Consider the following 23,086-nt stretch of genomic DNA (forward strand, 5'->3'; position numbering starts at 1 on the left):
TCGCTTCATACTTTCGCCTTAATTATCCAATATTTTACCCCAGCCGTCAAGTTTTTGCCTGGAACCGGGTCCTAATCATGGGTGCCAGAGCCGGGCTGCCTGGGTCCCCGGTAACTCGCCGTCTGGATTCTTTTGCCAGGGCAACCATGGTGGGGTAATCACGCCTGAGACTCCAGCATAATAACCAGCGGCCCGGTGCTGCCAGGTGGGGGTAGCGTCGGCAGAAGCCGCCCAGGCGCCATAGCAGCGAAACCCGGCGGGATACGTCCACCCATATTATTTCCCCCTGTTCCCGGCCCATGATCCTAAGGAAAGTCGCCACCGCCCGCCGGGCCGTCTCGCCGTCGTGGCCCACGGCTGCCGTATATACAGACGTGCCGGCACTGTCACGGCCCAGGTAGCGCAGGCTACCCTGACCTTCAGGGGCATCAAAATGGGGGAGCTTTTTTAATTGCCTCCAGTCAGGTAAATAGGCCGGGGTAAGCCAGCCCAGGTGTAGGGCAGCAGCAATCACCCCGGCATGGGTGCCGCTAAAACAGGCGTAAATGACCATCATCTCCTGTTTCCCTCCCACAGAGGGCGATGCTGGTCGACAAATTCGACCAGCTGGAAATAGGCACGCCTGGTGCCCAGGATGACTATGGGCCGGCCGGGGATGGTCATACCCAGGCGACGGGAAGTAAATCCTCCCAGCACCATTAAACGGTTTACAAAAGGGGAGGTATTGAGGAGGAGCAATTCCTGCCTGGGCAGGCCCAGGGCTGCCGCCAGGTCGTAAAGGAGGGCCTCGAAACGGCTACCCAGGTTCTTTTTACCGGCGGCATAAACGTTATTACCGTAGGGGTCAATACCCATGTATTTTATTTCCCCTTCTTCCCCCCGGCTCCGGGCATCAAAATACGGCAGGGACATGAGTTCCGCTGCCGCAGGTAACCGGTCGCGGGGCAGCAGCCCCAGGTGGATGGCTGCTGCCGTTACCGAGGAATGGGAACCGCCAAAGCAATGGTAGATAACCTTCATCTCAGTCCTTTTGCCAGTCGGCCCGCTCGTCATTGGCTTCCAATTCCCGAGGGGGGACTGGCGCCAGTTCGACCGCCTCCCTTTCCCGGCCTGTTATTTTGTTCCGGTCAACTCCGGGTTTGCGCAGCTGCCGCCAGCCCAGCAGGTTAACCCATTCTATAGAGGTAAACTGCTTCACCCGGGCAACGGCCTTCTCCCAGCTACCGGCGGAAATCAGGAGAAAGGCACCGCCACCGATTACAAAGGCCAGGAGGACGTAGAGGACTCCCCTCCAGTCGGCGGCCGTACTGGGCGTACGGGCAGCAGCGGGCCGGGCGGCAAACCCCAGGACCGGCGGCACGACGTCGGCAAAAAGGGTGACGCCCCGTTCTGCTTCCTGCAGCGTATTGGTATGACTACCTGCTTCCAGCAATATCGCCCTTGGCGAGAGGTCCTGGTTATAGCTGCCAGCGCCGATGAATATCCCCCAGATTAAGCCGGGATAACGGGCATCGGCTGCTGCCTTTAGTCTTTTGGCATAGTCCAGGTTGGCGCTCATGTTTTGGTTTTCCCGTCCCACCACCAGGCGGACCATAGTTACATCCTGGCCGTTGATGGTCCGGCGGTAAAAGGTTGGATCCGGTACACCGTCCCGGTGGATATCAAATAAGGCTGCCGCTCCCCTCTGCATTAAGGACATGGCCGTCCGGCGGGAGCGCCGGTAGGCGCCGTCATCATGGGGGGCATGGGAGGTCGTGTCGTGAACGACCGTCAAGCCCAGGCTGCGTAAACGATCAGCAAAAGCGCTCCCTACCCTTAAAACGCCACCGTTCCCGGGGATACTCTGGCTACCGTCGGAGGGAACGTAGGATTCATCATCATGGGAGTGATATACGCCAATTATCTGGCTACCGGCAGCCTGGACCGGATTAGTTCCATCGCCGGGCATGGTTTGGCCTGCCTGGGCGGGAACCCCGGTATCCTCCTGGGAAATCTGCTCCACCCCTATTTCCCGGCAGATGCCTTTATTACCTTCAATGCGAATTACCCGGTAACGACGGTTATCGGCTGAGATAAATTCATCGTGGATATATATCCGGCGGGCCATCATATCCAGGACCCGGCCCTGTTCATCAACCAAGATTGAATATTGCCCGGTGGTGTGGTTCCCCGGCAATAACTCGGCCAGGCTGAAGACACGGACAGCCGTCCCCTGCTGCTGGCTCCGGGTATACACGACTCCTACCAGTACCAGGGCCAGGACCAGCAGGCCCAGGCTACCCCGGATTCGCCAAGACCGGCTGGCTTTACCCATTACCCTCGCCCCCTTCATTCCTGAGGCCATCTCGATTTATATCTATATCAGCCGGCGTACGTTTCAGGGATGGCCCTTTGAGCCCGGCAAGCAAGGAACGGGAATGACCTGCCAGCTCCGGCCCACCCTGCATCCTTTCCCGGACTTCACCGATCAATTCTGCCAGCAAGACCGCCACTACGGCGGCCATAAAGGTGGCATCTATAATCCCGGCCCCGCCAAAGGCCACTGTCCCCCGGAGACCCAGGCGCAGGTAAAAGATAAGGTCGATTATATTCAGGAATAGCACCCCCAGGATGGCGCCCACAAAAGCCGCCCGGCGGGAACGGCCGACCAAGTAGGCGACGAAGCCTGCCACCAGGGGGTAATAATAAAGAGGATCCAGGAGGTTAAGAGCGTAGACATTCCATGCTTCCCTGCCGCGGGTAATGTAGGTAATGCCGAAGAGGACGACGGCGGTGATAACAGCTCCCAGCAAGGCCCGCCCCACTTCCCGGACGCTACCGGCGCGGTAGAGAATATAGATGGCCAGCCCCAGGGGTATTAAGGCCCCGCCGACGTTTATGGAGGTAACAACGCGGCTGCTGGTCAGGGGGATGTTTATAAAGCTGCCCACGATCATGGCCACAATAAGGGCCAGGGCCGTGCGATCATTTAAATAAAGACGATCCAGGACCCGGTGGGCCAGACCAAAATAGACCAAGCCAAAGACGAGTACCAGCAATAAGACGCCAATAGTATATCCCGTCATGGAAATCCTCCTTTCAAGGATAGATTTCCCCGCCAGGATAAAAATATACCGAAAGGTTACTGGCGCCAACCATGCCGGGCCAATAGAAAACCCGGGCTTATAATCGCCCGGGCTAATGGCGTTGCCTACCCTCCAGCCAGGCCCTGGTCTGGCCAGTAATAACTACCGGTTTGGTAGCCAGTTCAGCCGGGGTGGTGCAGCCGGTGAGCAAGCAGATGCGTTTTAAATCCTCCTGCCACTGCAGGATCTCTTCCGTAAGGGCATCTTCACCCTGTTCCAGGAGGATTTTCAGGAAGTACCCAGCCGCCCCTACAATTTTTGCCCCCAGGGCCAGGGCCCTGGCGGCGTCCAGGGCGCTGCGGATGCCACCGGTGGCTACCACCTCCACTGGAAGGCCCAGTTCCCTTATTTCCAGAATGCTAACCGCCGTTGACAGGCCCCATCCAGCCAGGGCCGCGACCGACCGGCCCCGGCGCCTTTCCTCAATAGCCGCAAAGTTGGTCCCGCCCCGGCCACCGACGTCCATAATACGAACCCCGGCCTGGTATAGTTGCAAGGCTGTTTCCCGAGAGAGGCCAAAGCCCACTTCTTTGGCGATAACAGGTACACCCAGGGTGTTTACCATCCCCCTGATGTTCTCCAACCAGCCCCGGAAAGCACGATCACCCTCCGGCATTATCAATTCCTGGGCGGCATTGAGGTGTACCTGCAGGCCGTCAGCGGCAATCATGGCCACGGCCTCCCCGGCGTCCGCCGGCGAGTTCCCGGCACCAATATTGGCCAGGATTAACCCGTTAGCATTCTCCCGGCGGACAATGGTGAAGCTCTCCCGCCATTCTTTATTCTCAAGGCCCGCCCGCTGGGAGCCTACGGCCAGGGCAATCCCCGTCCGCCTGGCCACCCGCGTCAGGGCGGCGTTAATGGCCAGAGTCTCCGGAGGTCCGCCGGTCAGGGCATTAATAATAAAAGGGGCGGCCAGGGTTTTCCCCAGCCACCGGCAGGTAAGATCGATATCCGACCAGTTAAGTTCGGGCAGGGCCTGATGAACCAGGTGCACGTCCTCCAGGCCATTGCTGCCCTTACTATCTTCCTGGAAAAAACGCAGGTGCTCCAGCTTGCGCCGGCCCCTACCTATATATTCTCTCTCGTTCAAGGAAAGCTTCCGCCCTTCGCAGGTGGCGTCATTGGTTTGTAGATTGATTCGCCTCAAAGAGATCGCCAAAGAGATCGCCTAACTTAACCCCGCTCTCGTTCTGATTCTCGGCGGGCTTTTCGGCCGGTTTGGCCTGTTTTCTGTTCTTCTCCCGGATGGCCTGGCGCAGGCTGAGGCTCATCCGCTGGGCCTGCTGGTCCACCCCCAGGACCTTGACCGGGATGATATCGCCGATACTGACGACATCTTCCGGTTTATCGACATGGCGGTCGGCCAGCTGGGAGATGTGGACCAGGCCTTCAATACCCGGTTCAACTTCCACAAAGGCACCGAAGGGAGCCAGTCGCAAAATCTTACCCTCGACAATGGTCCCTACCGGGTAGCGCTCGGCCGCCGTATCCCAGGGATTGGGTAGGAGTTGCTTGCGGCCCAGGGAAACCTTGCCTTCTTCGCGGTCGATGCCCAGGATCTTGACCTCGATCTCCTGGCCTTCGCTCAGGGCGTCCCGCGGGTGTTCCACCCGACCCCAGGAGATTTCGGATACATGGAGCAGGCCATCGACACCGCCCAGGTCAACAAAGGCACCGAAGTTGGTCAACCTCCGGACAATACCCTTGCGTACCTGGCCCACCTCCAGGCTGTTCCAGGTAGCCTGGCGCTGCTTTTCATATTCTTCTTCCAGGATGGCTTTCCGGGAAAGGACGACCTTATTCTTGCTGCGATCGAGCTCGATTACCCGCAGGCGCAGGGTTTGCCCCAGGTAGGCATTGAGGTCTTCCACATAACCCCGTTCCACCAGGGAAGCCGGCAAAAAGCCCCTGACGCCCACGTCTACCAGCAGGCCGCCCTTGACGACCTCGATTACCTCACCCTGGATCTCTTCCCCGCTGGCCAGGTGTTCCTCCAATTTTTCCCAGGCTACCCGGCGATCGGCACGCCTCTTGGAAAGTACGGGGTGTCCCTCTTCGTTCTCCGGCCGTAAAACCATGACGTTTATCGTATCGCCAACGGCTACCACCTCATGCGGGTCGGTTACGTTACGATGGGAGAGCTCGTTCAGGGGGATAACGCCTTCGGATTTGCCCCCTACATCTACCATCACTTCGTTATCGGTGATCTGGACGACCGTACCCGCAACGACGTTGCCGCGGCGTAGTTCTGGCATCCTTGCGGTTATCTGCTGCATCTCATTTCTTTGCTCTTCAGGGGTTCCAGTCTCCCCTGGGGCTACCCCGGGTCCCTCCTGCCCCCCGAACGCGCCGGACTTCGCGGCCTCAGCCGCCGGGGGTTCTGCCCCGCCTTCAGGTCCGGTAATTGCCGGGTTACCTTCCGGCTCAGCCGGGGCTACCGGTTGCCCGGAGGCCACCGGTTCTTGAGTGGTTACCGGCTCCTTTTCTTCTTCCGGAACCATAATTTTTTCCTCTCCAGTCAACATTCCAACTACCTCCTCAATAATCCACGCTGGGGTCGAAGCGCCACCTGTGACCCCGACCCTCCGGGTATTTATGAACCACTGGCGACACAACTCCCCGGCCCTTTCCACATGGTAAGTAGGCGTCCCGGTAGCCCGGCAAAGTTCGGCTAAATGCCGCGTATTGGCGCTTTCCTTACCACCGACGACGACCATTACGTCTACCTGGCGCGCCAACCTGACTGCCGCTTCCTGACGCTGGTGGGTGGCCTGGCAAACGGTATTGTGTACTACCAGAGTATCCGTATTGGAACGTAAAGCTGCTGCGACTTCTTCCAACCTGGATTCGGGCTGAGTGGTTTGGGCTAAGACCGCCCGCCGGGGATGGAAGGGCAAGGCTGCAGCCGCTTTTTTATCAGGAACTACCACCGCCCCCGGTCCGGCCCATCCCAGCATTCCCTGGACCTCAGGGTGGGCGGCATCGCCGACGATAATCACCTGGTAACCTTCGGCGGCCATTTTTTGGGCCAGATGCTGGGCCCTTTTTACATAGGGGCAAGTAGCATCAATTATCTCCAGCCCTTTATCCCGGGCCCGGACCAAGGTCTCCGGTGTTGTCCCGTGGGAACGGATCAGGATCCGGCCGCAGTTGACTTCATCCAGGGAAGCCACCGGCCGGACTCCCTCCCGGGCAAGCTGATCCACCACCTGCCGGTTATGGATGAGCATGCCCAGGGAAGCCACCGGTTTGGGGGCTTCTCTGGCCTTTTCTACGGCCCTCTTGACGCCGAAGCAAAATCCCGCGTAATCAGCCACAATCACTTCCATAATAAAAACATCTTCTCCTGGTCAGGCTAAGAATTAGTTTGCTGACTCCAGGCAAACATTATTTACATTTCGCGAAAAAGGCGCAAAATCCTGCCTCCCGCTAAAAAAAGCTGGCCTTTAAGCCAGCATTTTCTTTACTTCCTGGTAGGCGGCTGACGTCAGGTCCTGAACTTGCTGGGAAGTGTAGTTTCTCCCGGAGGTTGTTATTTTCAGGGGACGGCCAAAGGTTATCTTGATGTGGCCGCCGCGAAAGACCCGGTCGGTATCTTTAATGGCCACCGGCAGGAGTACGGCCCCGGTTTTAAGGGCCAGTACCGCCGCCCCGGCCTGGAAGGGAAGTAAGCGGCCGTCAGGACTGCGGGTGCCTTCGGGAAATATACCCAGGACCTGGCCCTGGTGAAGAATCTGCAGGGCGGTTTTCAAGGCCGCACGGTCCGACTCGCCCCGGCGAACAGGGAACGCCTGCAGGCCCCTTATAATGTACTTGAAGATGGGGATATGGAAAAGCTCCTCTTTGGCCATGAAACGTACCATTCGCGGAAAGGCAACGCCGACTACCACCGGGTCCAGGTAGGAGACATGATTTGCGACGATAACCACCGGCCCTTCGGCCGGTATGTTTTCCTGGCCCCGGACTTCCCAGCGGCATATAAAGCGGAGAAATAAGTAGCAGACAAATTTGGCAAACTGGTAAAACAACTGGCGGATCCTCCGGAAATAGCTTTGCCATCGGCTGGCATTGTTTGCGATTAGCGGCCGGCACTTATCTTTCCGAACGCGTTTATAAAAGGATTACCTGGAAAGCCACCCTTTTCATTCTTCGGCTTCACCAGGGTGCCGCGCTCCCGAGCCAATCCCTTGCTGCAAACAAATACCCGCATATTATTCTTCATTCACCGGCGGTATTGCCTGAGGGGTACGGATGTCTACCCCTGTTGCCCGGTTACTGCTATCAATGACATGATCCGGGCAACTACATCCTCAACCGACATCTGACTGGTGTCGATAATGATGGCGTCAGGCGCCGGTTTTAAGGGAGCTACCTCGCGCTGGCTGTCCCGGGCATCGCGCTGGCGGATTTCTTCCATTATCGTTTCCAGGTCGGCCTCCTGGCCGGAGGCCAGGAGTTCCTGGTACCGCCGCCGCGCCCGTTCGGCCAGGCTGGCTGTGAGGAAGAATTTATAGGGGGCACCGGGCAGGACCAAGGTACCTATGTCGCGGCCATCCATGACCACCCGGTTGGAGGCTGCCATTTTCCGCTGCAGCTTCACCAGGCACTGCCGCACCCCCGGCACCCCGGCCACAATTGATACATACCGGGAGACCTCGGACCGGCGAATGGCTCTGGTGACCTCCTCACCGTCGCAGTAAACGGCTATACCCCCTTCGCCCCTGTCTTCCAGGCGAATGCTGGTACCTTCAGCCAATTCAACCAGGCGCCGGCTGTCTTCCAGGTCTATCCCCAGGCCCAGGGCCTTCCAGGTCAGGGCCCTGTACATGGCACCGGTGTCGATATATAGATAACCCAATCTGGCCGCCAGGAGTCGGGCCACGGTACTCTTACCGGCTCCTGCCGGGCCGTCGATGGCAATATTACCCTGCATTTTCTCAATCATCTTCTTCCTTCACCATAACCCCCAGCCTGGCCAGATCGGCAGTAAAGCCGGGATATGATATAGCGATACATTCCGCTCCCCTGACCTCTGTTGTACCTTCAGCCACCAGGCCCGCCATCGCCAGGGCCATGGCCAGGCGATGATCCCCGTGACTGTCAACCACCGCCCCGCGAAGGCGGCGTACCCCCTTGATCCGGAAACCATCGGGCCGGGCATAAATCTCCGCTCCCATGCGGGCCAGTTCCCCGGCCACCATGGCAATGCGGTCGCTTTCCTTCACTTTTAGCTCGGCGGCGCCACGGATAAGGGTTTCCCCTTCGGCCAGGGCGGCGGCCACCGCCAGGACCGGTATTTCATCGATTAACCGGGGGATCATGGCCCCGCCCACTTCCAGGCCGTGAAGTCTGCCGGAGGTCACCCGGATTGACCCGGCAGGTTCCCCAGCTGTTTCTTCCCCGGGGATTATTTCAAGTGGCGCCCCCATTGCCGTCAGGACGTCGATAATGCCCGTCCTGGTGGGATTTAAGTTTACTTTTTCCAGTGTAAGGGCGGCCCGGGGGTGCAGGCAACCGGCCACCAGGAAAAAGGCGGCTGCCGAGATATCACCGGGCACGTTAATGGTCAGAGGTTTAAGGGGTTTCCGGCCCCTGATCCTCACCCGCAAGCCCTCAACCCGGAGGTCGGCCCCGGCGGCCCGGAGCATCCTTTCGCTGTGGTCCCGTGAGCGGCAGGGCTCGGTAACGATGGTTTCCCCGGAGGTGAAAAGGCCGGCCAGGAGGAGGGCCGATTTAACCTGGGCGCTGGCTACAGGCAAGGTGTACGCCAGGGGTTCTAACTTGCCGCCCCGGACACTTAAGGGTGCCAGTTCCCCATTCTGCCGGCCCCAGATTGCGGCCCCCATCGACCTCAGTGGTCCCGTAACCCGGCCCATGGGTCGTCGGCGTAAGGATTCATCGCCATTAATTACACTGTAAAAGGGCTGCCCGGCCAGGACACCCAGGAGAAGGCGCATGGTCGTCCCGGAATTGCCGGCATCGAGAACCGTCTCCGGCTCCTTAAGGGAATCTAACCCCCCGCCCCGCACCACTACCCGGCCCCCGTCCGGTCCTGCAATGTCTACCCCCAGGGCGCGCAGGCAATTCAAGGTACTGAGGCAGTCAGCCCCCGCCAGGAAGCCGTCGATGACAGTTGTACCTTCGGCCAGGGCGCCGATGATGGCCGCCCGGTGGGATATGGATTTATCCCCCGGCGGCTGGATATTCCCTTCCAGGGATGGCGGGGGTTGAATAATAAGCCGCATCTTTTCCTCCGCAAAAGCTAGGTTTCTTTTCTCAAACTACCAGGAATAACCCGCGGTGTCAAGCATTTTCCAGTAGTCGTACATTAATCCCGGAATTTTGTAATATCTCCAAGGCCCTGGTGGCAGCAGCCGCCGTGGTAAATCCCAGGCGGATGCTGCCGCCCTCCCCTTCCCGGACGCGGAGAATTTCAATATCAATGATATTGATGCCGGCATCCCCCAGGGAGGTGGCCATGGCCCCGATAACCCCGGGCCGGTCGGGGACGGTAACCACCAGTTCATGGAGGGCCGGGAGGAGGCCTTTTTGCCGGGCCGGTACCCTGGCCCGTAAGGCCCGGGCCTCATTGAGGACGGTTTCCAGGCCGGTGGCGTCGCCCGCGCGGATCATCTCTTCCAGGGCGTCAATCTGGCAGCGCCAGGATTTTAAAAGCGCCAGGATAGCCTCCCGGTTGTAGAGAAAGATATCCCGCCACATCACCGGGTCACCGCCGGCGATGCGGGTGGTATCCCGGAAACCACCCGCAGCCAGCATTAAGGCCAGGGGGTGCTCCCGGGCAAGTTCCCCGGCAGCCTGTACCAGGCTCACAGCCAGGAAGTGGGGCAGGTGACTGACACCGGCTACGATCAGGTCATGCTCATCGGGGTCCAGGGTGATAACCCGGGAACCCAGGGATTGAAATAACCCCTCGAGGCTTTTTAAAGCCCTTGTGTCAGTGGCCGGGGTCGGTGTGAGGACATAAACGGCATTCTCCAGGAGGTAACCATCGGCGGCGGCAATGCCGGCCCGTTCGGAGCCAGCCATGGGATGCCCGCCGACATACCGGGCCCGATCCCGGAAGATTGCTTCGAGATCCCGGACTACCGCCCCCTTAACGCTCCCCGTATCGGTGACGATGGCCTCCGGGTCGAGGAAGGGCACGATACTTCCTGCCAGGGAGCCCAGGGCACCGACAGGAACGGCCAGTATGACTACTTGCGCCCCCTGGACGGCAGTTGCCGGGTCTGCTGCCGGGCGGTTGATGGCCCCCAGGGTCAAGGCCGTCTCGATAGTCTCCGGGTGCCGGTCATAACCGGCCACCTCTTTTACCCCCCTTTTGCGGAGGGCCAGGCCCAGGGAGCCGCCGATGAGCCCCAGACCGAGGATAGCCACCCTTTCTATCCCGGGACCAGATTTGCTACTGGCCACTGGTCCCACCCCCATCGCGGGCATAGGAACCGAGAATTGATAATAAAGACGTTTTGGCTTTCAGGCCTACCAGGACCTCCCTTAAAGGAGGCTCCGTGGCCCTGCCCTCGCAATCAATAAAAAACAGGTACTCTCCCAGTTCCTGTTTGGTGGGCCGGGATTCAATCCTTGTCAGGTTAATGCCTGCTGCGGCAAAATCCTTTAAAATGGCATAGAGGCTTCCCGGCCTGTTGGCCACTGCCGCTACCACCAGGGAGGTTTTATAGGGTCCTGGGAGGTGGAGGTTTTCCCTCCCCAGGACCCAGAACCGGGTCTTATTATCTGGGTAGTCTTCAATACCGGCAGCCAGAACCGGCAGCTGGTATACCTCGGCGGCAAAGTTAGAAGCGATGGCCGCCAGGTACGGCTGTTGCCGGGCCTGATCGGCAGCGGCAGCCGTGCTGGTAGCCGGCCGGGTTATGACTCCCGGTAAGTTTTGGGCCAGGTAATGGCGGCACTGGGCCAGGGCCTGGGGGTGGGACCAGACCTCCCGGATTGTGGCCAGGTCCCCGGCGCGGCTTATTAAACAGTGGTGAACGGGGAGGACGACCTCCCCGATTACCTGGAGTTCCGGGTTTTCCAGGACCAGGTCCAGGGTGAGGTTGACGGCCCCTTCGATGGAGTTTTCTACTGGTAATATGGCTGCCGCAGCCTGCCCCTGGAGGACAGCGGCCAGGACTCCCGGTAAATCGGGGCAGGCCAGGAAGGAGTCCTGGCCTGCCCTCTGCCCCCAGATGGTTGCCGCCTCGTGGGAGTATGTCCCCCGGGGGCCAAGATAAGCTATTCCTTTCATACGGCCTGCCGCTCCAGTTCACGCCCGCTGGCGGTGATGATGGGCCGGATCTCCCTGACCAGGGCGGCGAACTGTTCCGGGTCCAGGGACTGGGAGCCGTCGGAGAGGGCCTCCTGGGGTCGGGGGTGTACCTCAACCATGATCCCATCGGCCCCGGCTGCCAGGGCGGCCCGGGCCATAGGGGCCACCATAAACCGGCGCCCGGTCCCGTGGCTGGGATCGACAATTACAGGCAGGTGGGAGAGATGCTTTACCGCCGGTACCGCGCTGAGGTCCAGGGTATTGCGGGTATAGGTCTCAAAGGTGCGGATACCTCTCTCGCATAAAATCACCCGGCTATTGCCTGCGTTGAGGATGTACTCGGCAGCCAGAAGCCATTCTTCAATGGTGGCTGCCAGACCGCGCTTTAGGAGGACGGGTTTGTTTGTCTGGCCTACGGCCTGCAGGAGGGCAAAGTTCTGCATATTGCGGGAGCCGATCTGCAGGACGTTGGCAACGGCGGCTACATCTTCTACCAGGTTCTGGTCCATAACCTCGGTGACCACCGGCAGGCCGGTACGTTCCCGGGCCTCAGCCAGGATTTCCAGACCCTTGGCAGCCAGCCCCTGGAAGGAGTAAGGTGAGCTGCGGGGTTTATAGGCGCCGCCGCGGAGCATGGTGGCCCCCGCCTCCCGGACAGCGTCGGCAGCCTCCAGGAGCTGGTCACGGCTTTCCACGGCACATGGCCCGGCGATTATCTGCACCGCCGCGCCGCCTATGGTCCGATTGCCTGTTTCTACCACCGTATCCTCGGGATGGAAATCCCGGCTGGCCAGCTTATAGGGTTGCAAAATGGGGACAACCTTCTCCACTCCGGCCAGGGCCGTTACAGTTTCGGCCTTTAACCGGGTTTTATCGCCTATTACGCCGATTATAGTCCGTTCTATACCCCGTGACAGGTGCACCTTGAAACCCTCCCGTTCCAGGTGACTGATAACTCTCTGCTCTTCTTCGCGGGTGGCTCCGGGTTGCATGACTATGATCATGGATTACCCCCCTAAAAGCAAAACGTCACCCCCGCCAGGAGTGACGTTTTTTGCTAAAGTCAATTCTCCTGCCGTCCTGCCGTCCTACCATTTTAGATAACCCTGCAGTGTTATCCTACTGTACTACATTTAGACTATAGCATAGCTGCCCCCTCCTGGCAAGGGGCAATCTGGTTATTCTATAAAGCGTGCCGGAGCCTTTCTACCAGCCGGAGGGCGGCCGGTAAGCCTTCTTGATACAGGACGTCGACCAGGGCGCTGCCGACAATAATGCCGTCGCCCATAGGGGCCAGGAGCCTGGCCTGGTCGGGACTGCCGATGCCGAAACCTATTCCCAGGGGCAGGTCAGTTACCGCCCGCACCCCTGCCAGGTACTCGTCTATTCCCGGCGGCAAGCCTTCCCGGACGCCTGTTACCCCGGTAAGGGAAACGCAGTAGATAAATCCCCGGGCTGTGGCGGCAATCCGGGCCAAACGTTCCCCGGGGGTCGTCGGGGCCACCAGGGGAATCAGGGCCAGCCCCGCCGGTTCCAGGGTTTGTCTTAAAGGTGGGTTTTCTTCCAGGGGCAGATCGGGTACAATCAAACCATCCACCCCGGCAGCGGCCAGATCGGCAGTTAACCGTTCCAGTCCATATTGCAGCAAAGGGTTATAGTAGCTCATGAGGATCAAGGGGACAGCCAACCCCGAGCGCAGGCTCTTTACCAATTCCAGGATTTCGGGCAGGGTTACCCCGGCGGCAAGGGCACGCTTGCTGGCAGCCTGGATGACCGGACCATCGGCCACGGGGTCAGAAAAGGGTACCCCCAGCTCAATGAGGTCCACCCCGGCGCCAGCCAGTTCCCTGACAGCTTGCCCGGTAACCTCCAGGGAAGGGTCGCCGGCACAGAGATAGACGATGAGGGCTTTGCGTCCCTCTTTTTTCCGGGCGGCAAAGGCAGCAGTTATTCTTTCAACACCCATGGTTGGAGCTCCCTCCCTTGAGGATGGCGGCCACCTGCTGGACGTCTTTATCTCCCCGGCCGGAGAGGTTGATGATCATAATCTCTTCCGGCTTTAAGCCGGGGGCCATTTTCATGGCCAGGGCTACGGCGTGGGAGCTCTCCAGGGCGGGGATAATACCCTCTGTACGGCTCAGGAGTTGAAAGGCCTCCAGGGCTTCAGTATCAGTTATAGCTGTGTAGGTAGCCCGGCCACTATCTTTGAGGTAGCTGTGCTCCGGCCCGACGCCGGGGTAATCCAGGCCGGCCGAGACAGAATACACCGGCTCGATCTGGCCGTTTTTATCCTGGACCAGGTAACTGTAGGCACCCTGAAAGACACCGGGGCGACCCGCGGTTAAAGAAGCGGCGTGGCGGCCGGTCTCCAGTCCCAGCCCGGCGGCTTCAGCGCCCCACATTCTGACCCCCGTTTCTTCGAGGAAGGGGTAAAAAAGTCCCATGGCATTACTGCCCCCGCCGACGCAGGCTACCAGGTGATCCGGCAGGCGCCCGGCTGCGGCCAGGATTTGCTCCCTGGCCTCTCTGCCGATGACAGATTGGAAGTCCCGTACCATCATGGGGAACGGGTGGGGACCGGTCACCGAACCAAGGAGGTAATATGTGGTGCGGACGTTGGTAACCCAGTCCCGCAGGGCTTCGTTGATGGCGTCCTTTAAAGTGGCGCTACCGGCTGTCACCGGGACCACCCTGGCCCCCAGGAGTTCCATACGAAAGACATTCAAGGCCTGACGGCGGGTGTCTTCGGCACCCATATAAACGACGCATTCCATATCCAGGAGGGCCGCCGCTGTAGCCGCAGCCACCCCGTGCTGGCCGGCTCCTGTTTCAGCAATGAGGCGTTTCTTGCCCATACGCCGGGCAAGCAATGCCTGGCCCAAGGCGTTATTTAACTTGTGGGAACCGGTATGATTTAAATCCTCCCTTTTCAGGTAAATCCTGGCCCCGCCCAGGTGACGGGTAAGGTTGGCCGCGTAATACAAGGGAGTCGGCCTGCCGGCGTATTGCTGAAGATAATACTGAAGTTCCTTTTGAAATTCTTTATCCCGGGAGGCTTCCCGGTAAGCCTGTTCTATCTCTTCCAGGGCCGGCATGAGGGTTTCGGGTACAAACCGCCCGCCATAGGGGCCAAAATGACCCTGTTTATCTGGTAATGTCATCAAAAATCCCCCTTCAATCCCGTACAGCAACTGCTGGCGGTTGGGCGCACATGGTGCTCCTCAGCTTTCCTCACTGCCTCCAGAAAGGCGGCTATCCGGGCCGGGTTTTTACGGCCGTCCACTTCTACCCCGCTGGAGACATCGACGGCGTAAGGGTGTACCAACTGAATGGCAGCGCCGACATTCTCAGGGGTCAGGCCGCCGGCAAGAATTACCGGTTTACCACCCGTTGCTGCCCCCCGTACCAGTTCCCAATTAAAGGTCGTACCGGTACCCCCGGCTTTTCCCGGGACCCAGGCGTCCAGGAGAAATCCCTGGACCTCCCGGTAAGCCTCCAGGCTGGCCAGGGAAGCGGCGTCACGTACCCGAATGGCTTTAATCAAACGCTGGGAAAGACCGTGACAGTACTCGGGCGGCTCGTCGCCGTGGAGCTGCAGGACATCCAGGCGGCAAAAGGAGGCTATCTCCATTAGGCTATAGCGTGGTTCGTTGACAAATACACCAACCGTGGTGGTGAAGGGTGGCAGCTTGGTGATTATCTCCCGGGCGGCTTCCGGCTTGATCGCCCTGGGACTCCTGGCGAAAACAAAGCCCAAGGTGTCTACGCCCGCGTCGAGAACCATCCGGGCTTCTTCCCAATCCCGGATGCCGCAGATTTTTACTCTGACCACATTCTTTTCCTCCACCCAAAAAATGATCGGAGCTAGATAGCAAGCCGTAGTTCGGCCATCTTAGCCATAACGTCCCCGGCTGTCATCAGGGCCTCGCCCACCAAGATGGCATCCACGCCGGCGCCGGCCACCAGGGCGGCATCGGCCCGGCTCCGGATGCCACTCTCGCTCACTACCACCGGTCCCCGGGGAATCATGGATCGCAGGCGTCCGGTCGTTTGCAGGTCAACCTTGAAGGTGTGCAGGTCCCGGTTGTTAATCCCGATAATACCGGCTCCTGCCCGGAGGGCTACCTCCAGTTCCGGGGCCGTATGAACCTCGACCAGGGCTGCCAGGCCTAACCTCCGGGCCAGGTCCAGATATTCCACCAGTTCCGCAGGTTCCAGGGCAGCGACAATCAGTAGGATGGCATCCGCTCCCAGGGCCCGGGCCTCATAAATCTGGTAGGGATCAATGATAAAATCCTTGCGCAGAAGGGGCAGGGTGGTTACCCGGCGCACCAGGATCAGGTACTCAGGGCGACCCCGGAAAAACCTCTGGTCCGTCAGGACGGAGATGGCCGCCGCCCCGGCGGCTATATAACTCCTGGCCTGACCTTCAGGGTCAAAATCCTCCCTGATAAGGCCCCGGGAGGGAGAAGCCTGTTTTAGCTCAGCTATAACCTTAAGCTCGTTTCCCCGGCGCCGCAGGGCGGCCCCGAAGTCCCGGGTCAGGGGCATGGCTGCCGCTGCCTTCTCCAGGTCCGCCAGGGGGTGTTGTTCCCTGGCGGCCGCCACTTCCCGGCGTTTGTAGTCCAGGATCTCCGCCAGCATCAGGCAGCCCAGCTTTCCACCCAGGCCACCATAGCCTGGAGTTTTGCCGCCGCGGCGCCGGAATCGATACTTGATTCGGCCAGGGCCAGGGCTTGCTGGAGGGTGTCAGCGGCACCGGCTGCCAGGAGGGCGAAGGCGGCATTAATGAGGACGACGTCCCGGGCCGGGCCCCTGGTACCGGAAAGGACGGCGCGGGCAATGGCGGCATTGTCGGTGGCTGTACCCCCGGCCAGGTCGGCAAGGTTCGCCCGTGGCAGGCCGACATCTTCCGGGGTAAAGGTATACGTCCTGATCGCGCCTTTATCGAGGCAGGTTATCTTGCTGGGTCCGGTGATAGTTACTTCGTCCAGTCCATCGCTACCGTGGACTACATAGGCCCGGCGGCTGCCCAGGCGCCCCAGGACGGCCGCGACTGTTTCCGTTAAATCCGGGTCGTAAACTCCCACCAGCTGGCAGGGAGCGCCCGCCGGGTTAGTCAGGGGCCCCAGGAGGTTGAAGGCTGTACGAATGCCGATCTCCCGCCGCGGTCCGGCGGCGTATTTCATTGCACCATGAAAAACGGGAGCAAAGAGGAAGGCCATGCCCACTTCATCCAGGCAGCGGGCAACGGCGTCCGGAGGCAGGTCGACTTTGATCCCCAGGGCTTCCAGCATGTCGGCGCTACCGCAACGGCTGGAAACTGAACGGTTGCCGTGTTTGGCTACTGCTACCCCGGCGCCGGCCACGACGAAGGCCGCGGTGGTGGAAATGTTAAAGGTTTGGCGGCCGTCTCCCCCGGTACCACAGGTGTCCACAAATACCGGGTGGCTAGTGGTAAGGGGAATAGCCCGGCGGCGCATGCTGCGGGCAAAACCGGTTATCTCGTCTACCGTTTCCCCTTTAAGGCGCAGGGCGGTGAGGAAAGCGGCAATCTGGGCCGGGGTGGCTTCGTCCGCCATGATTATGTCCATGGCTTCTGCGGCCTCGGCTTCGCTCAAGTGCTGGCCGGCTACTACTTTGCTAATCTGGGCTTTCAACACTAAGCTCAACTCCTCTCAAAAATACAGTAATTATTTATCCAGGCTGACTCCATTTTCTTTACTTCTGGTCCTCGCGAAGGGGCCAATGGCCAAAAAATTCCTTAGCAGTTGCTTGCCCACCGTTGTCAGGATGGACTCGGGGTGAAATTGGACACCTTCAACTGGTAACTGGCGGTGGCGCAGGCCCATTAGCTCGCCGGTTTCGCTCCGGGCCGTCACCTCCAGGCAATCCGGCAGGGTCTCCTCATCGACGATTAAGGAATGATAGCGGGTAGCTGTAAAGGGGTTGGGCAGGTCCCGGTAAATTGTTTTACCATCATGGGTAATGGTAGAAGTCTTGCCATGCATGAGCCGTCCGGCCCGCACTATCCGACCGCCGAAGGCCTGGGCAATGCTCTGGTGGCCCAGGCAGACGCCCAGGATGGGTATCTTGCCGGCAAAGGCGGTGATGGCCGCCAAGGAGATACCGGCTTCATTGGGCGTGCAAGGGCCGGGGGAAAGGACCAGGTAATCGGGGTTTAGTTCAGCAATCTCCTCCAGGGTTATGGCGTCATTACGCCGTACCACCACCTCCTGCCCCAGTTCCAGGAAGTACTGCACCAGGTTATAGGTAAAGGAATCATAGTTATCAATCATTAGCAGCACGGGTGCCCACCTCCGGCTTTTTTAATACCTGCAACAGCGCCCGGGCTTTGTTCAGGGTCTCTTCATATTCGGCTTCCGGGTCGGAGTCGGCGACAATGCCCGCCCCGGCCTGGATGAAGGCCCGACCCCGGGCAAAAACTATGGTGCGGATGGCAATGCAGGTATCCAGGTTGCCATGGAGACCCAGGTAACCTACGGCGCCGGCATAGGGTCCCCGGTTGACCGGCTCCAGTTCGGTGATGATCTCCATGGCCCGTACCTTGGGAGCCCCGGTCACCGTACCGGCGGGGAAACAGGCCAGAAGGGCGTCCAGGGCACTCCTGCCAGGAGCCAGGCGGGCGGTAATGCTGGAAACCAGGTGCATGACGTGGGAATAATACTCCACCACCATCTGCCGGGTCACCTGCAGGCTGCCCGGGACGGCTATCCTTCCCACGTCGTTCCGCCCCAGGTCCAGGAGCATCAGGTGTTCGGCACGCTCCTTCTCGCTGGCCAGGAGTTCCGCGGCCAGGGCCCTGTCCTCGGCAGCAGTCCGTCCCCGGCGCCTGGTACCGGCGATGGGGCGATAATCGATTGTTCCCCTTTCCACCCGCACCAGCATTTCCGGCGATGCGCCTACCAGTTGCACCTCCGGGAAGTTAAGGTAAAACATATACGGCGAAGGGTTAAGGGCTCGCAAGTGCCGGTAAACGACCAGGGCGTCCTCCCTGAAGGGCAGGCTCAATCTCTGGGAGAGGACCACCTGGAAGATATCGCCGGCGGCGATATACTCCTTAGCTTTTGTAACCATCCCGGTAAATTCCTGTCGGGTCACGCTGGCCTGCCAGGAGACCCCTTCCGGGACCAGTTGCCCTGCTGCCGGCGGATACCCATTCCGGTACCCGCCAGAAGATCGCCCGAGTTTTTCCAGAATTCCCTTGACCCCGGCTACAGCTTCTTCATACCCGGCAAGGGCATTCTCCCCGCCTCGCCCCAGGCAGGTTATCCTCACTGTCCGCAGGATATGGTCGTAAACCAGGTAACAACGGTGGAGGGTCAGGTGGGTATCTGGTATTTGCAGGTCATTACCGGGCCCCGGGGGCAAAGCCTCCAGTTCCCGGACCATATCATATCCCAGGTAGCCTACCAGGCCGCCCTGAAAGCGTGGTCCCTCACTAGGTGGTAGGGACAGGCTGGCCATTAAATTGTTTAAAGCCTTGAAGGGTTTTTCTTCCAGCAACCTGGCAGTGGCGTTATTCGTGCTTAAATAAGCCTTACCACTCCTGGCGGTGAAGGTCAGCAGGGGATCGAAGCCAATGAGGGAATAGCGGCCCAGGTTTTCCCCGCCTTCGACACTCTCCAGTAAGAAGCTGTCCGGACCGCCGGCGAATTTTAAGTACAGGGAAATGGGAGTTTCTGTATCGGCAAGAATCTCTGTCCAGACAGGAATATAAGGGGCCTTCCGGGCCAGGTCCAGGTAGGTTGCCCGGTCAGGGTGAAACACTGCTTTCTCCCTCCCCAGGGGCAAAATAAAAACCAGCGCTCAAAGATGAGCCCTGGTAAAACTTTACCCTTAATCAAGCTCAACTCTAAGCTAAACTCCACTCTGCTCAACTCGCCTCAACTGTATGCGATTGTTATTATAAGAATAACATGGATGGTAAATACCTGTCAATACTTTTATTGCAGATCCGGGCGCAATTGACTCGCCCGGCCAAGGTAAACATGCACCGGTTGGTGATCACTGTAGGCATGGATTAACACCCGCACTATTCCCGGCTGGCTTCCCGGTACAGGTATCTCCCGGGCGCACATCAGGGCCACATCCAACCAGCCCAGACGGCGGGCGGCTTCAGCCGGGAAGGCGGCATCAAGATCGGGGGTCACGGTGAAAATGGCGCTGATAATATCTCCTCTTTCCAGGTCGTTACGGATAACTATCTCCCGTAATAATTGTTCTGTTGCCGCAATAATTGCTGGGGCCGTATTCTCCTCGACGTCAACGGCCCCGCGCAGGCCCCTTACTTTTTTCCCTCCGGGTCCTTTCTCCATGCCAGCCCCAGGCGCTTCCTGCCCCACCGGCTCAGTCATGCTACCCCTCCTACCATACTGCTCTGTTTACAGGCTCCGGCAGCCGCCCTTTTAGACAGCCCGGTGCCCCAGACCGATGCCGACTTCATCCAGGTGCAACAGGCCAATGCCGAAAAAGATGGCTACACTCAAATGATCGTGCCAGCGGGCAATACCGATTTTCCCCCCCACATTCAGCCCGATGGCTTTGGGCATAATCTGGGAGAGGGCTTCCCGCGTCGCCCCGGCAATGGCTCCTTCTTCCTGGTGGGCCTCTTTAATGACTCCTTCCCTTTTGGCGGCCACTACTGCCCGTTCAATGATTTTCTGGACAGAATTAATAAATTCGCCCCCATAATCCACGGCCGCCGTAGATATGCCGCCGGCTGCATATTCCTTTTTCAGCCGGGCCTCCTCCTCCCGGCTTTCCGAAAGGGCCATTTTAATGGCTACTGCCGCTACCTTTTTACTGCCGTACTCCATGATTGCCTCCACCCATTTATACTTGAATTGATTATATTACATCATGACCGGCATCGCAAGAAGATTTGCGGTCAAGCAAAGAAGCGCTTTTAAAAGAGCGGCCGCCTCCACATAATAATGTCAGGTAGTTTAACCCCCCAAAAACGTTTTCCTATCCAGGCTTACTTTGACAGCACTTTTCCGGCCTGCTAAGATTAACGGCAATGCATCGAGCAAATTTAAAATGCCTAATCCCGGAAAAGCGGGAACGGGGGACCCACCAGAGGGGTGAATCCCCGCCCTCAGTAAGCTTTATTACTTTGGGGTACCAAAGCTATTCAAAGTATGAAAACTGAGGGCGGGGTAGGGCTTTTCTCCGGCCCGAACCCGGCAGCTAACCCCGTCGGCAGGAAAGGAGATGGTACCGTATGTCCAATAGGCAAAGAACCAGCCTGGATCCGTAAACAGGGGAGGGCTGGTTTTATTTGTTATTTCAGGTTCATTAACGCTGGAGGAGGGTATTATGGCCACGGCAACAGAAAAATTGGAGCTCCGCCGGGAGGTTACCGTGTGGGGCTCCTACATGTGGGGTTACGCGGATGTCGGTGCCGACATTTATGCCGCCCTGGGACTGGTTATGCTCTGGGCTAAAGGTGCTACCAGTCTGGCCTTCGCCTTGGCCGGTCTGGTTTACATCATGATCGGCCTGGCTTATACCGAGCTTGCCGCCGCTTACCCCGTTGCCGGCGGTGGCCAGTTTTTTACCTTGCGCGGGCTGGGTGATTTCTGGGGTTTTGTAGCCGGGGCAGCTTTGCTCTTGGACTACACCATAGATATCGCCCTTTTTGCGACTGCTTCCGCTGGCTACATCAACTTCTTTCTGCCTTACCTTTTCGGGGTCAATATTGACTCTCTGGCCGTCAGCATCGGTCCCCTGCACCACGTCAACCTGGTGTGGATGGCAGAGGCCCTGGCCCTGGTGTTCTTCCTTATTGCCCTCAATATTCGCGGTATGAGGGAATCTTCTTTGCTCAATGAAGTCCTGGGTGCTATTGATATCTTGACGGAATCAACCATTATCGTCTTTGGGTTTCTCTTTGCCTGGCGGCCGGAACTCCTGGCCCATCAGTGGGTGACTCAGTTCCCGACTTTTAAGGAATTTGCCTATGGCTCCTCCCTGGCTATTATCTCCTTTGTCGGCCTGGAGTCTATCTCCCAGGCGGCCCAGGAAACCAAACGGCCGGCGACTGTCGTTCCCCGAACTTCTGTCGGCCTGATCTTTACTGTATTCATTTTCGCCACCGCCTTTTCTACCATGAGCCTGGGAGTCCTACCCTGGCAGGATATCGCTAAAGCCGTCGGCGATCCGGTGGCTACCCTGGCCCATGCCATCCCCTTTATTGGCATTATTGCCGGCCCTTTTGCCGCCCTGCTGGGGGCTACCATCCTGCTCATTTCGGCCAACTCCGGGGTCATGAGCGCTTCCCGGTTGACCTTTGCCATGAGCCAGTTTAATTTTATCAGCGACTGGTTCAACGCCGTGCACCCTCGTTACCGGACTCCTTACCGCACTATCCTTGTCTTCTCGGGCATTGGTATCCTTCAGTTAGTTCTTTCTTTCCTGACGCCCAATGCTATGGATACCCTGGGTAACATGTATGCCTTCGGGGCTACCACAGGCTATATCCTGGTTTTTATTGCCCTGATTAAACTACGCTTCACCGATCCCTATGCACCCCGGCCCTATAAAGTGCCTTTAAACATAAAGATAAATTATCGTGGCCGGGTGGTGGAGTTCCCCATCCTGGGGGTAATCGGTACCCTGGGTATCAGCACTATACTCTTCGAAGTCATTCTTACCCATGCCATTGGCCGTATCGCCGGGCCGGCGTGGATTATCCTCTGTTTCCTCTACTACGCTTATTATCGCCGGAGCAAGGGCTACCCCATTTTCGGCAACATCCCCCGGGACTGGGAAGCCCAGCAAATAAAGGTCCTGGAAGCGGCCGAAGAGTACGACCTTCTCGAGGAATACAAGCAGGCTCTTGCAGAACGGGAACGCCTGGAGGCTAAGGCCCATGTCAAGTGAGATTAAAACCCTTACCTGGCGTGACTACTACCAGATGGTTACAACCCTGGCCATGTTGTTCCTGGGACCGGCTATCTGGATCCGTGCCCTTTCCCATCCCAGCCCTATGGCCTGGATCACTGGTGCCGGCTTCCTGGGCCTGGGAATTTACCGGTCCCTGGCCTTTACTCGTTATTTCATCCGGCGGCGTAAGGAGGCCCGGATATGAATAATATCCACAGCAACCCCCTGGGTGTTTTTCTGGCCCTCGCTTTTATGGTCAGCATGGGCCGCCTTTTCTGGTGGATGCTCCATGTGCCGCCAGCTGTTCCTTATGAAGTCGCCCATGTCACCAGGACTGTCGGAGCCGTCAAGCGTATCCTGGTACCTTTAGTAGACAGTGAATATGCCCGCCGGGCGGTTGAACTGGCCTGTCGCCTGGGGACGGAACAGAAGGCTGAGATTATCCTGCTCGCGGTGCTGGAAGTCCCGCTGGCCTCTCCCCTGGGGATTGCCCTGCCGGAAACCGAGGCCCGCTTAAATAATATTCTGGCCCAGGGCACGGAGATCGTCAATTTCCATCACTTGCCCTGCCGGACCAGGATTATCCGGGCCAGGACGGCCGGGACCGGCATCCTTCAGGCGGCGGCCGAGGAAGAGGTGCAATTAATCGTCATTGGCGTCCGGCCCAGGCGCCAAGTCGGCCTCCTGGGGAGTACCTCCGAATGGCTGTTGCGCCGGGCCAATTGTGAATTGCTAATCGATCGCCAACCTGTGTAGGGGGTGC

General features: G+C 58.8%; 24 protein-coding genes and 1 riboswitch. Of the genes, 3 read left to right on the forward strand and 21 right to left on the reverse strand.

Annotated elements, in window-relative coordinates; all coding sequences use genetic code 11:
• Nucleotides 1–46: 46 nt before the first annotated feature.
• From MOTHE_RS06335 to MOTHE_RS06435, 21 genes are all read right to left on the reverse strand, one after another.
• A complete protein-coding gene (locus MOTHE_RS06335) occupies nt 47–556 on the reverse strand; it encodes a DUF3189 family protein (RefSeq protein ID WP_053094810.1) in 510 nt (169 codons plus the stop codon).
• Nucleotides 553–1,020 (reverse strand): DUF3189 family protein, encoded by a 468-nt coding sequence (locus MOTHE_RS06340; RefSeq protein WP_011392838.1) that lies wholly within the window; start codon nt 1,018–1,020, stop codon nt 553–555. The genes MOTHE_RS06335 and MOTHE_RS06340 overlap by 4 nt, the downstream gene beginning before the upstream one ends.
• A gap of 1 nt (nt 1,021) precedes the next feature.
• A complete protein-coding gene (gene spoIIP / locus MOTHE_RS06345) occupies nt 1,022–2,314 on the reverse strand; it encodes a stage II sporulation protein P (RefSeq protein ID WP_011392839.1) in 1,293 nt (430 codons plus the stop codon).
• Nucleotides 2,307–3,065: a DUF1614 domain-containing protein gene (locus MOTHE_RS06350; protein WP_053094811.1), complete on the reverse strand. Its 759-nt coding sequence runs from the start codon at nt 3,063–3,065 to the stop codon at nt 2,307–2,309. The genes spoIIP and MOTHE_RS06350 overlap by 8 nt, the downstream gene beginning before the upstream one ends.
• A 112-nt stretch (nt 3,066–3,177) precedes the next feature.
• A complete protein-coding gene (gene fni, locus MOTHE_RS06355; RefSeq protein WP_201776945.1) occupies nt 3,178–4,287 on the reverse strand; it encodes a type 2 isopentenyl-diphosphate Delta-isomerase in 1,110 nt (369 codons plus the stop codon).
• Nucleotides 4,247–6,457 (reverse strand): bifunctional 4-hydroxy-3-methylbut-2-enyl diphosphate reductase/30S ribosomal protein S1, encoded by a 2,211-nt coding sequence (locus MOTHE_RS06360; RefSeq protein WP_011392842.1) that lies wholly within the window; start codon nt 6,455–6,457, stop codon nt 4,247–4,249. The genes fni and MOTHE_RS06360 overlap by 41 nt, the downstream gene beginning before the upstream one ends.
• Nucleotides 6,458–6,574: 117 nt before the next feature.
• Entirely contained in the window at nt 6,575–7,156 is a 582-nt protein-coding gene (locus MOTHE_RS06365) for a lysophospholipid acyltransferase family protein (RefSeq protein ID WP_011392843.1), read from the reverse strand.
• 227 nt (nt 7,157–7,383) lie between these two features.
• Nucleotides 7,384–8,073, reverse strand: a complete 690-nt coding sequence (gene cmk / locus MOTHE_RS06370; protein ID WP_011392844.1) for a (d)CMP kinase — start codon at nt 8,071–8,073, stop codon at nt 7,384–7,386.
• A complete protein-coding gene (gene aroA / locus MOTHE_RS06375) occupies nt 8,066–9,373 on the reverse strand; it encodes a 3-phosphoshikimate 1-carboxyvinyltransferase (RefSeq protein ID WP_011392845.1) in 1,308 nt (435 codons plus the stop codon). Before aroA ends, cmk begins: the two co-directional genes overlap by 8 nt.
• Nucleotides 9,374–9,431: 58 nt before the next feature.
• The gene (locus MOTHE_RS06380; RefSeq protein ID WP_011392846.1) at nt 9,432–10,559 is read right to left on the reverse strand and encodes a prephenate dehydrogenase; all 1,128 of its coding nucleotides are present in this window, start codon (nt 10,557–10,559) and stop codon (nt 9,432–9,434) included.
• Nucleotides 10,549–11,391 carry a prephenate dehydratase gene (gene pheA, locus MOTHE_RS06385; protein ID WP_011392847.1) on the reverse strand — a complete coding sequence of 281 codons (843 nt, stop codon included), beginning with the start codon at nt 11,389–11,391 and terminating at the stop codon, nt 10,549–10,551. Before pheA ends, MOTHE_RS06380 begins: the two co-directional genes overlap by 11 nt.
• Nucleotides 11,388–12,416 (reverse strand): 3-deoxy-7-phosphoheptulonate synthase, encoded by a 1,029-nt coding sequence (gene aroF, locus MOTHE_RS06390; protein ID WP_053094812.1) that lies wholly within the window; start codon nt 12,414–12,416, stop codon nt 11,388–11,390. Before aroF ends, pheA begins: the two co-directional genes overlap by 4 nt.
• 179 nt (nt 12,417–12,595) lie before the next feature.
• Complete coding sequence (trpA, locus tag MOTHE_RS06395) at nt 12,596–13,378, reverse strand: tryptophan synthase subunit alpha (RefSeq protein WP_011392849.1); 783 nt, start codon at nt 13,376–13,378, stop codon at nt 12,596–12,598.
• Nucleotides 13,368–14,573, reverse strand: a complete 1,206-nt coding sequence (gene trpB / locus MOTHE_RS06400; RefSeq protein ID WP_011392850.1) for a tryptophan synthase subunit beta — start codon at nt 14,571–14,573, stop codon at nt 13,368–13,370. Before trpB ends, trpA begins: the two co-directional genes overlap by 11 nt.
• Complete coding sequence (locus tag MOTHE_RS06405) at nt 14,573–15,244, reverse strand: phosphoribosylanthranilate isomerase (protein WP_011392851.1); 672 nt, start codon at nt 15,242–15,244, stop codon at nt 14,573–14,575. The genes trpB and MOTHE_RS06405 overlap by 1 nt, the downstream gene beginning before the upstream one ends.
• 32 nt (nt 15,245–15,276) lie before the next feature.
• The gene (trpC, locus tag MOTHE_RS06410; protein WP_011392852.1) at nt 15,277–16,056 is read right to left on the reverse strand and encodes an indole-3-glycerol phosphate synthase TrpC; all 780 of its coding nucleotides are present in this window, start codon (nt 16,054–16,056) and stop codon (nt 15,277–15,279) included.
• Nucleotides 16,056–17,075 carry an anthranilate phosphoribosyltransferase gene (trpD, locus tag MOTHE_RS06415; protein ID WP_053094813.1) on the reverse strand — a complete coding sequence of 340 codons (1,020 nt, stop codon included), beginning with the start codon at nt 17,073–17,075 and terminating at the stop codon, nt 16,056–16,058. The genes trpC and trpD overlap by 1 nt, the downstream gene beginning before the upstream one ends.
• Nucleotides 17,076–17,105: 30 nt before the next feature.
• Complete coding sequence (gene pabA, locus MOTHE_RS06420) at nt 17,106–17,720, reverse strand: aminodeoxychorismate/anthranilate synthase component II (RefSeq protein WP_011392854.1); 615 nt, start codon at nt 17,718–17,720, stop codon at nt 17,106–17,108.
• Nucleotides 17,704–19,203 carry an anthranilate synthase component I gene (gene trpE, locus MOTHE_RS06425; RefSeq protein WP_011392855.1) on the reverse strand — a complete coding sequence of 500 codons (1,500 nt, stop codon included), beginning with the start codon at nt 19,201–19,203 and terminating at the stop codon, nt 17,704–17,706. Before trpE ends, pabA begins: the two co-directional genes overlap by 17 nt.
• A 176-nt stretch (nt 19,204–19,379) precedes the next feature.
• Nucleotides 19,380–19,790 carry a chorismate mutase gene (gene aroH, locus MOTHE_RS06430; protein ID WP_011392856.1) on the reverse strand — a complete coding sequence of 137 codons (411 nt, stop codon included), beginning with the start codon at nt 19,788–19,790 and terminating at the stop codon, nt 19,380–19,382.
• 51 nt (nt 19,791–19,841) lie between these two features.
• Nucleotides 19,842–20,252 carry a HutP family protein gene (locus MOTHE_RS06435; RefSeq protein WP_025774854.1) on the reverse strand — a complete coding sequence of 137 codons (411 nt, stop codon included), beginning with the start codon at nt 20,250–20,252 and terminating at the stop codon, nt 19,842–19,844.
• 214 nt (nt 20,253–20,466) lie between these two features.
• Nucleotides 20,467–20,654, forward strand: a riboswitch (cyclic di-AMP (ydaO/yuaA leader).
• 100 nt (nt 20,655–20,754) lie between these two features.
• Between MOTHE_RS06435 and MOTHE_RS06445 the strand changes: the two genes are divergently transcribed.
• From MOTHE_RS06445 to MOTHE_RS06455, 3 genes are read left to right on the forward strand one after another with little or no spacing between them, the layout of a single operon-like run.
• Nucleotides 20,755–22,320, forward strand: coding sequence for an APC family permease (locus MOTHE_RS06445; protein ID WP_011392858.1), 1,566 nt, complete (start codon nt 20,755–20,757; stop codon nt 22,318–22,320).
• Complete coding sequence (locus tag MOTHE_RS06450; RefSeq protein WP_025774857.1) at nt 22,310–22,528, forward strand: hypothetical protein; 219 nt, start codon at nt 22,310–22,312, stop codon at nt 22,526–22,528. Before MOTHE_RS06445 ends, MOTHE_RS06450 begins: the two co-directional genes overlap by 11 nt.
• Nucleotides 22,525–23,079, forward strand: a complete 555-nt coding sequence (locus MOTHE_RS06455; RefSeq protein WP_011392859.1) for a universal stress protein — start codon at nt 22,525–22,527, stop codon at nt 23,077–23,079. The genes MOTHE_RS06450 and MOTHE_RS06455 overlap by 4 nt, the downstream gene beginning before the upstream one ends.
• Nucleotides 23,080–23,086 lie beyond the last annotated feature (7 nt).

Origin of the sequence: Moorella thermoacetica (genome assembly GCF_001267405.1) — a bacterium.
GTDB lineage: Bacteria > Bacillota > DSM-521 > Neomoorellales > Neomoorellaceae > Neomoorella > Neomoorella thermoacetica.

What these genes read in the sequence shown, in the direction of transcription:
- MOTHE_RS06335 (WP_053094810.1), bottom strand. Translation starts at nt 556, where the DNA reads ATGATGGTCATTTACGCCTGTTTTAGCGGCACCCATGCCGGGGTGATT.
- MOTHE_RS06340 (WP_011392838.1), bottom strand. Translation starts at nt 1,020, where the DNA reads ATGAAGGTTATCTACCATTGCTTTGGCGGTTCCCATTCCTCGGTAACG.
- spoIIP (WP_011392839.1), bottom strand. Translation starts at nt 2,314, where the DNA reads ATGGGTAAAGCCAGCCGGTCTTGGCGAATCCGGGGTAGCCTGGGCCTG.
- MOTHE_RS06350 (WP_053094811.1), bottom strand. Translation starts at nt 3,065, where the DNA reads ATGACGGGATATACTATTGGCGTCTTATTGCTGGTACTCGTCTTTGGC.
- MOTHE_RS06360 (WP_011392842.1), bottom strand. Translation starts at nt 6,457, where the DNA reads ATGGAAGTGATTGTGGCTGATTACGCGGGATTTTGCTTCGGCGTCAAG.
- cmk (WP_011392844.1), bottom strand. Translation starts at nt 8,073, where the DNA reads ATGATTGAGAAAATGCAGGGTAATATTGCCATCGACGGCCCGGCAGGA.
- aroA (WP_011392845.1), bottom strand. Translation starts at nt 9,373, where the DNA reads ATGCGGCTTATTATTCAACCCCCGCCATCCCTGGAAGGGAATATCCAG.
- pheA (WP_011392847.1), bottom strand. Translation starts at nt 11,391, where the DNA reads ATGAAAGGAATAGCTTATCTTGGCCCCCGGGGGACATACTCCCACGAG.
- aroF (WP_053094812.1), bottom strand. Translation starts at nt 12,416, where the DNA reads ATGATCATAGTCATGCAACCCGGAGCCACCCGCGAAGAAGAGCAGAGA.
- trpA (WP_011392849.1), bottom strand. Translation starts at nt 13,378, where the DNA reads ATGGGTGTTGAAAGAATAACTGCTGCCTTTGCCGCCCGGAAAAAAGAG.
- trpB (WP_011392850.1), bottom strand. Translation starts at nt 14,573, where the DNA reads ATGACATTACCAGATAAACAGGGTCATTTTGGCCCCTATGGCGGGCGG.
- trpC (WP_011392852.1), bottom strand. Translation starts at nt 16,056, where the DNA reads ATGCTGGCGGAGATCCTGGACTACAAACGCCGGGAAGTGGCGGCCGCC.
- aroH (WP_011392856.1), bottom strand. Translation starts at nt 19,790, where the DNA reads ATGACTGAGCCGGTGGGGCAGGAAGCGCCTGGGGCTGGCATGGAGAAA.
- MOTHE_RS06435 (WP_025774854.1), bottom strand. Translation starts at nt 20,252, where the DNA reads ATGGAGTACGGCAGTAAAAAGGTAGCGGCAGTAGCCATTAAAATGGCC.
- MOTHE_RS06445 (WP_011392858.1), top strand. Translation starts at nt 20,755, where the DNA reads ATGGCCACGGCAACAGAAAAATTGGAGCTCCGCCGGGAGGTTACCGTG.
- MOTHE_RS06450 (WP_025774857.1), top strand. Translation starts at nt 22,310, where the DNA reads ATGTCAAGTGAGATTAAAACCCTTACCTGGCGTGACTACTACCAGATG.
- MOTHE_RS06455 (WP_011392859.1), top strand. Translation starts at nt 22,525, where the DNA reads ATGAATAATATCCACAGCAACCCCCTGGGTGTTTTTCTGGCCCTCGCT.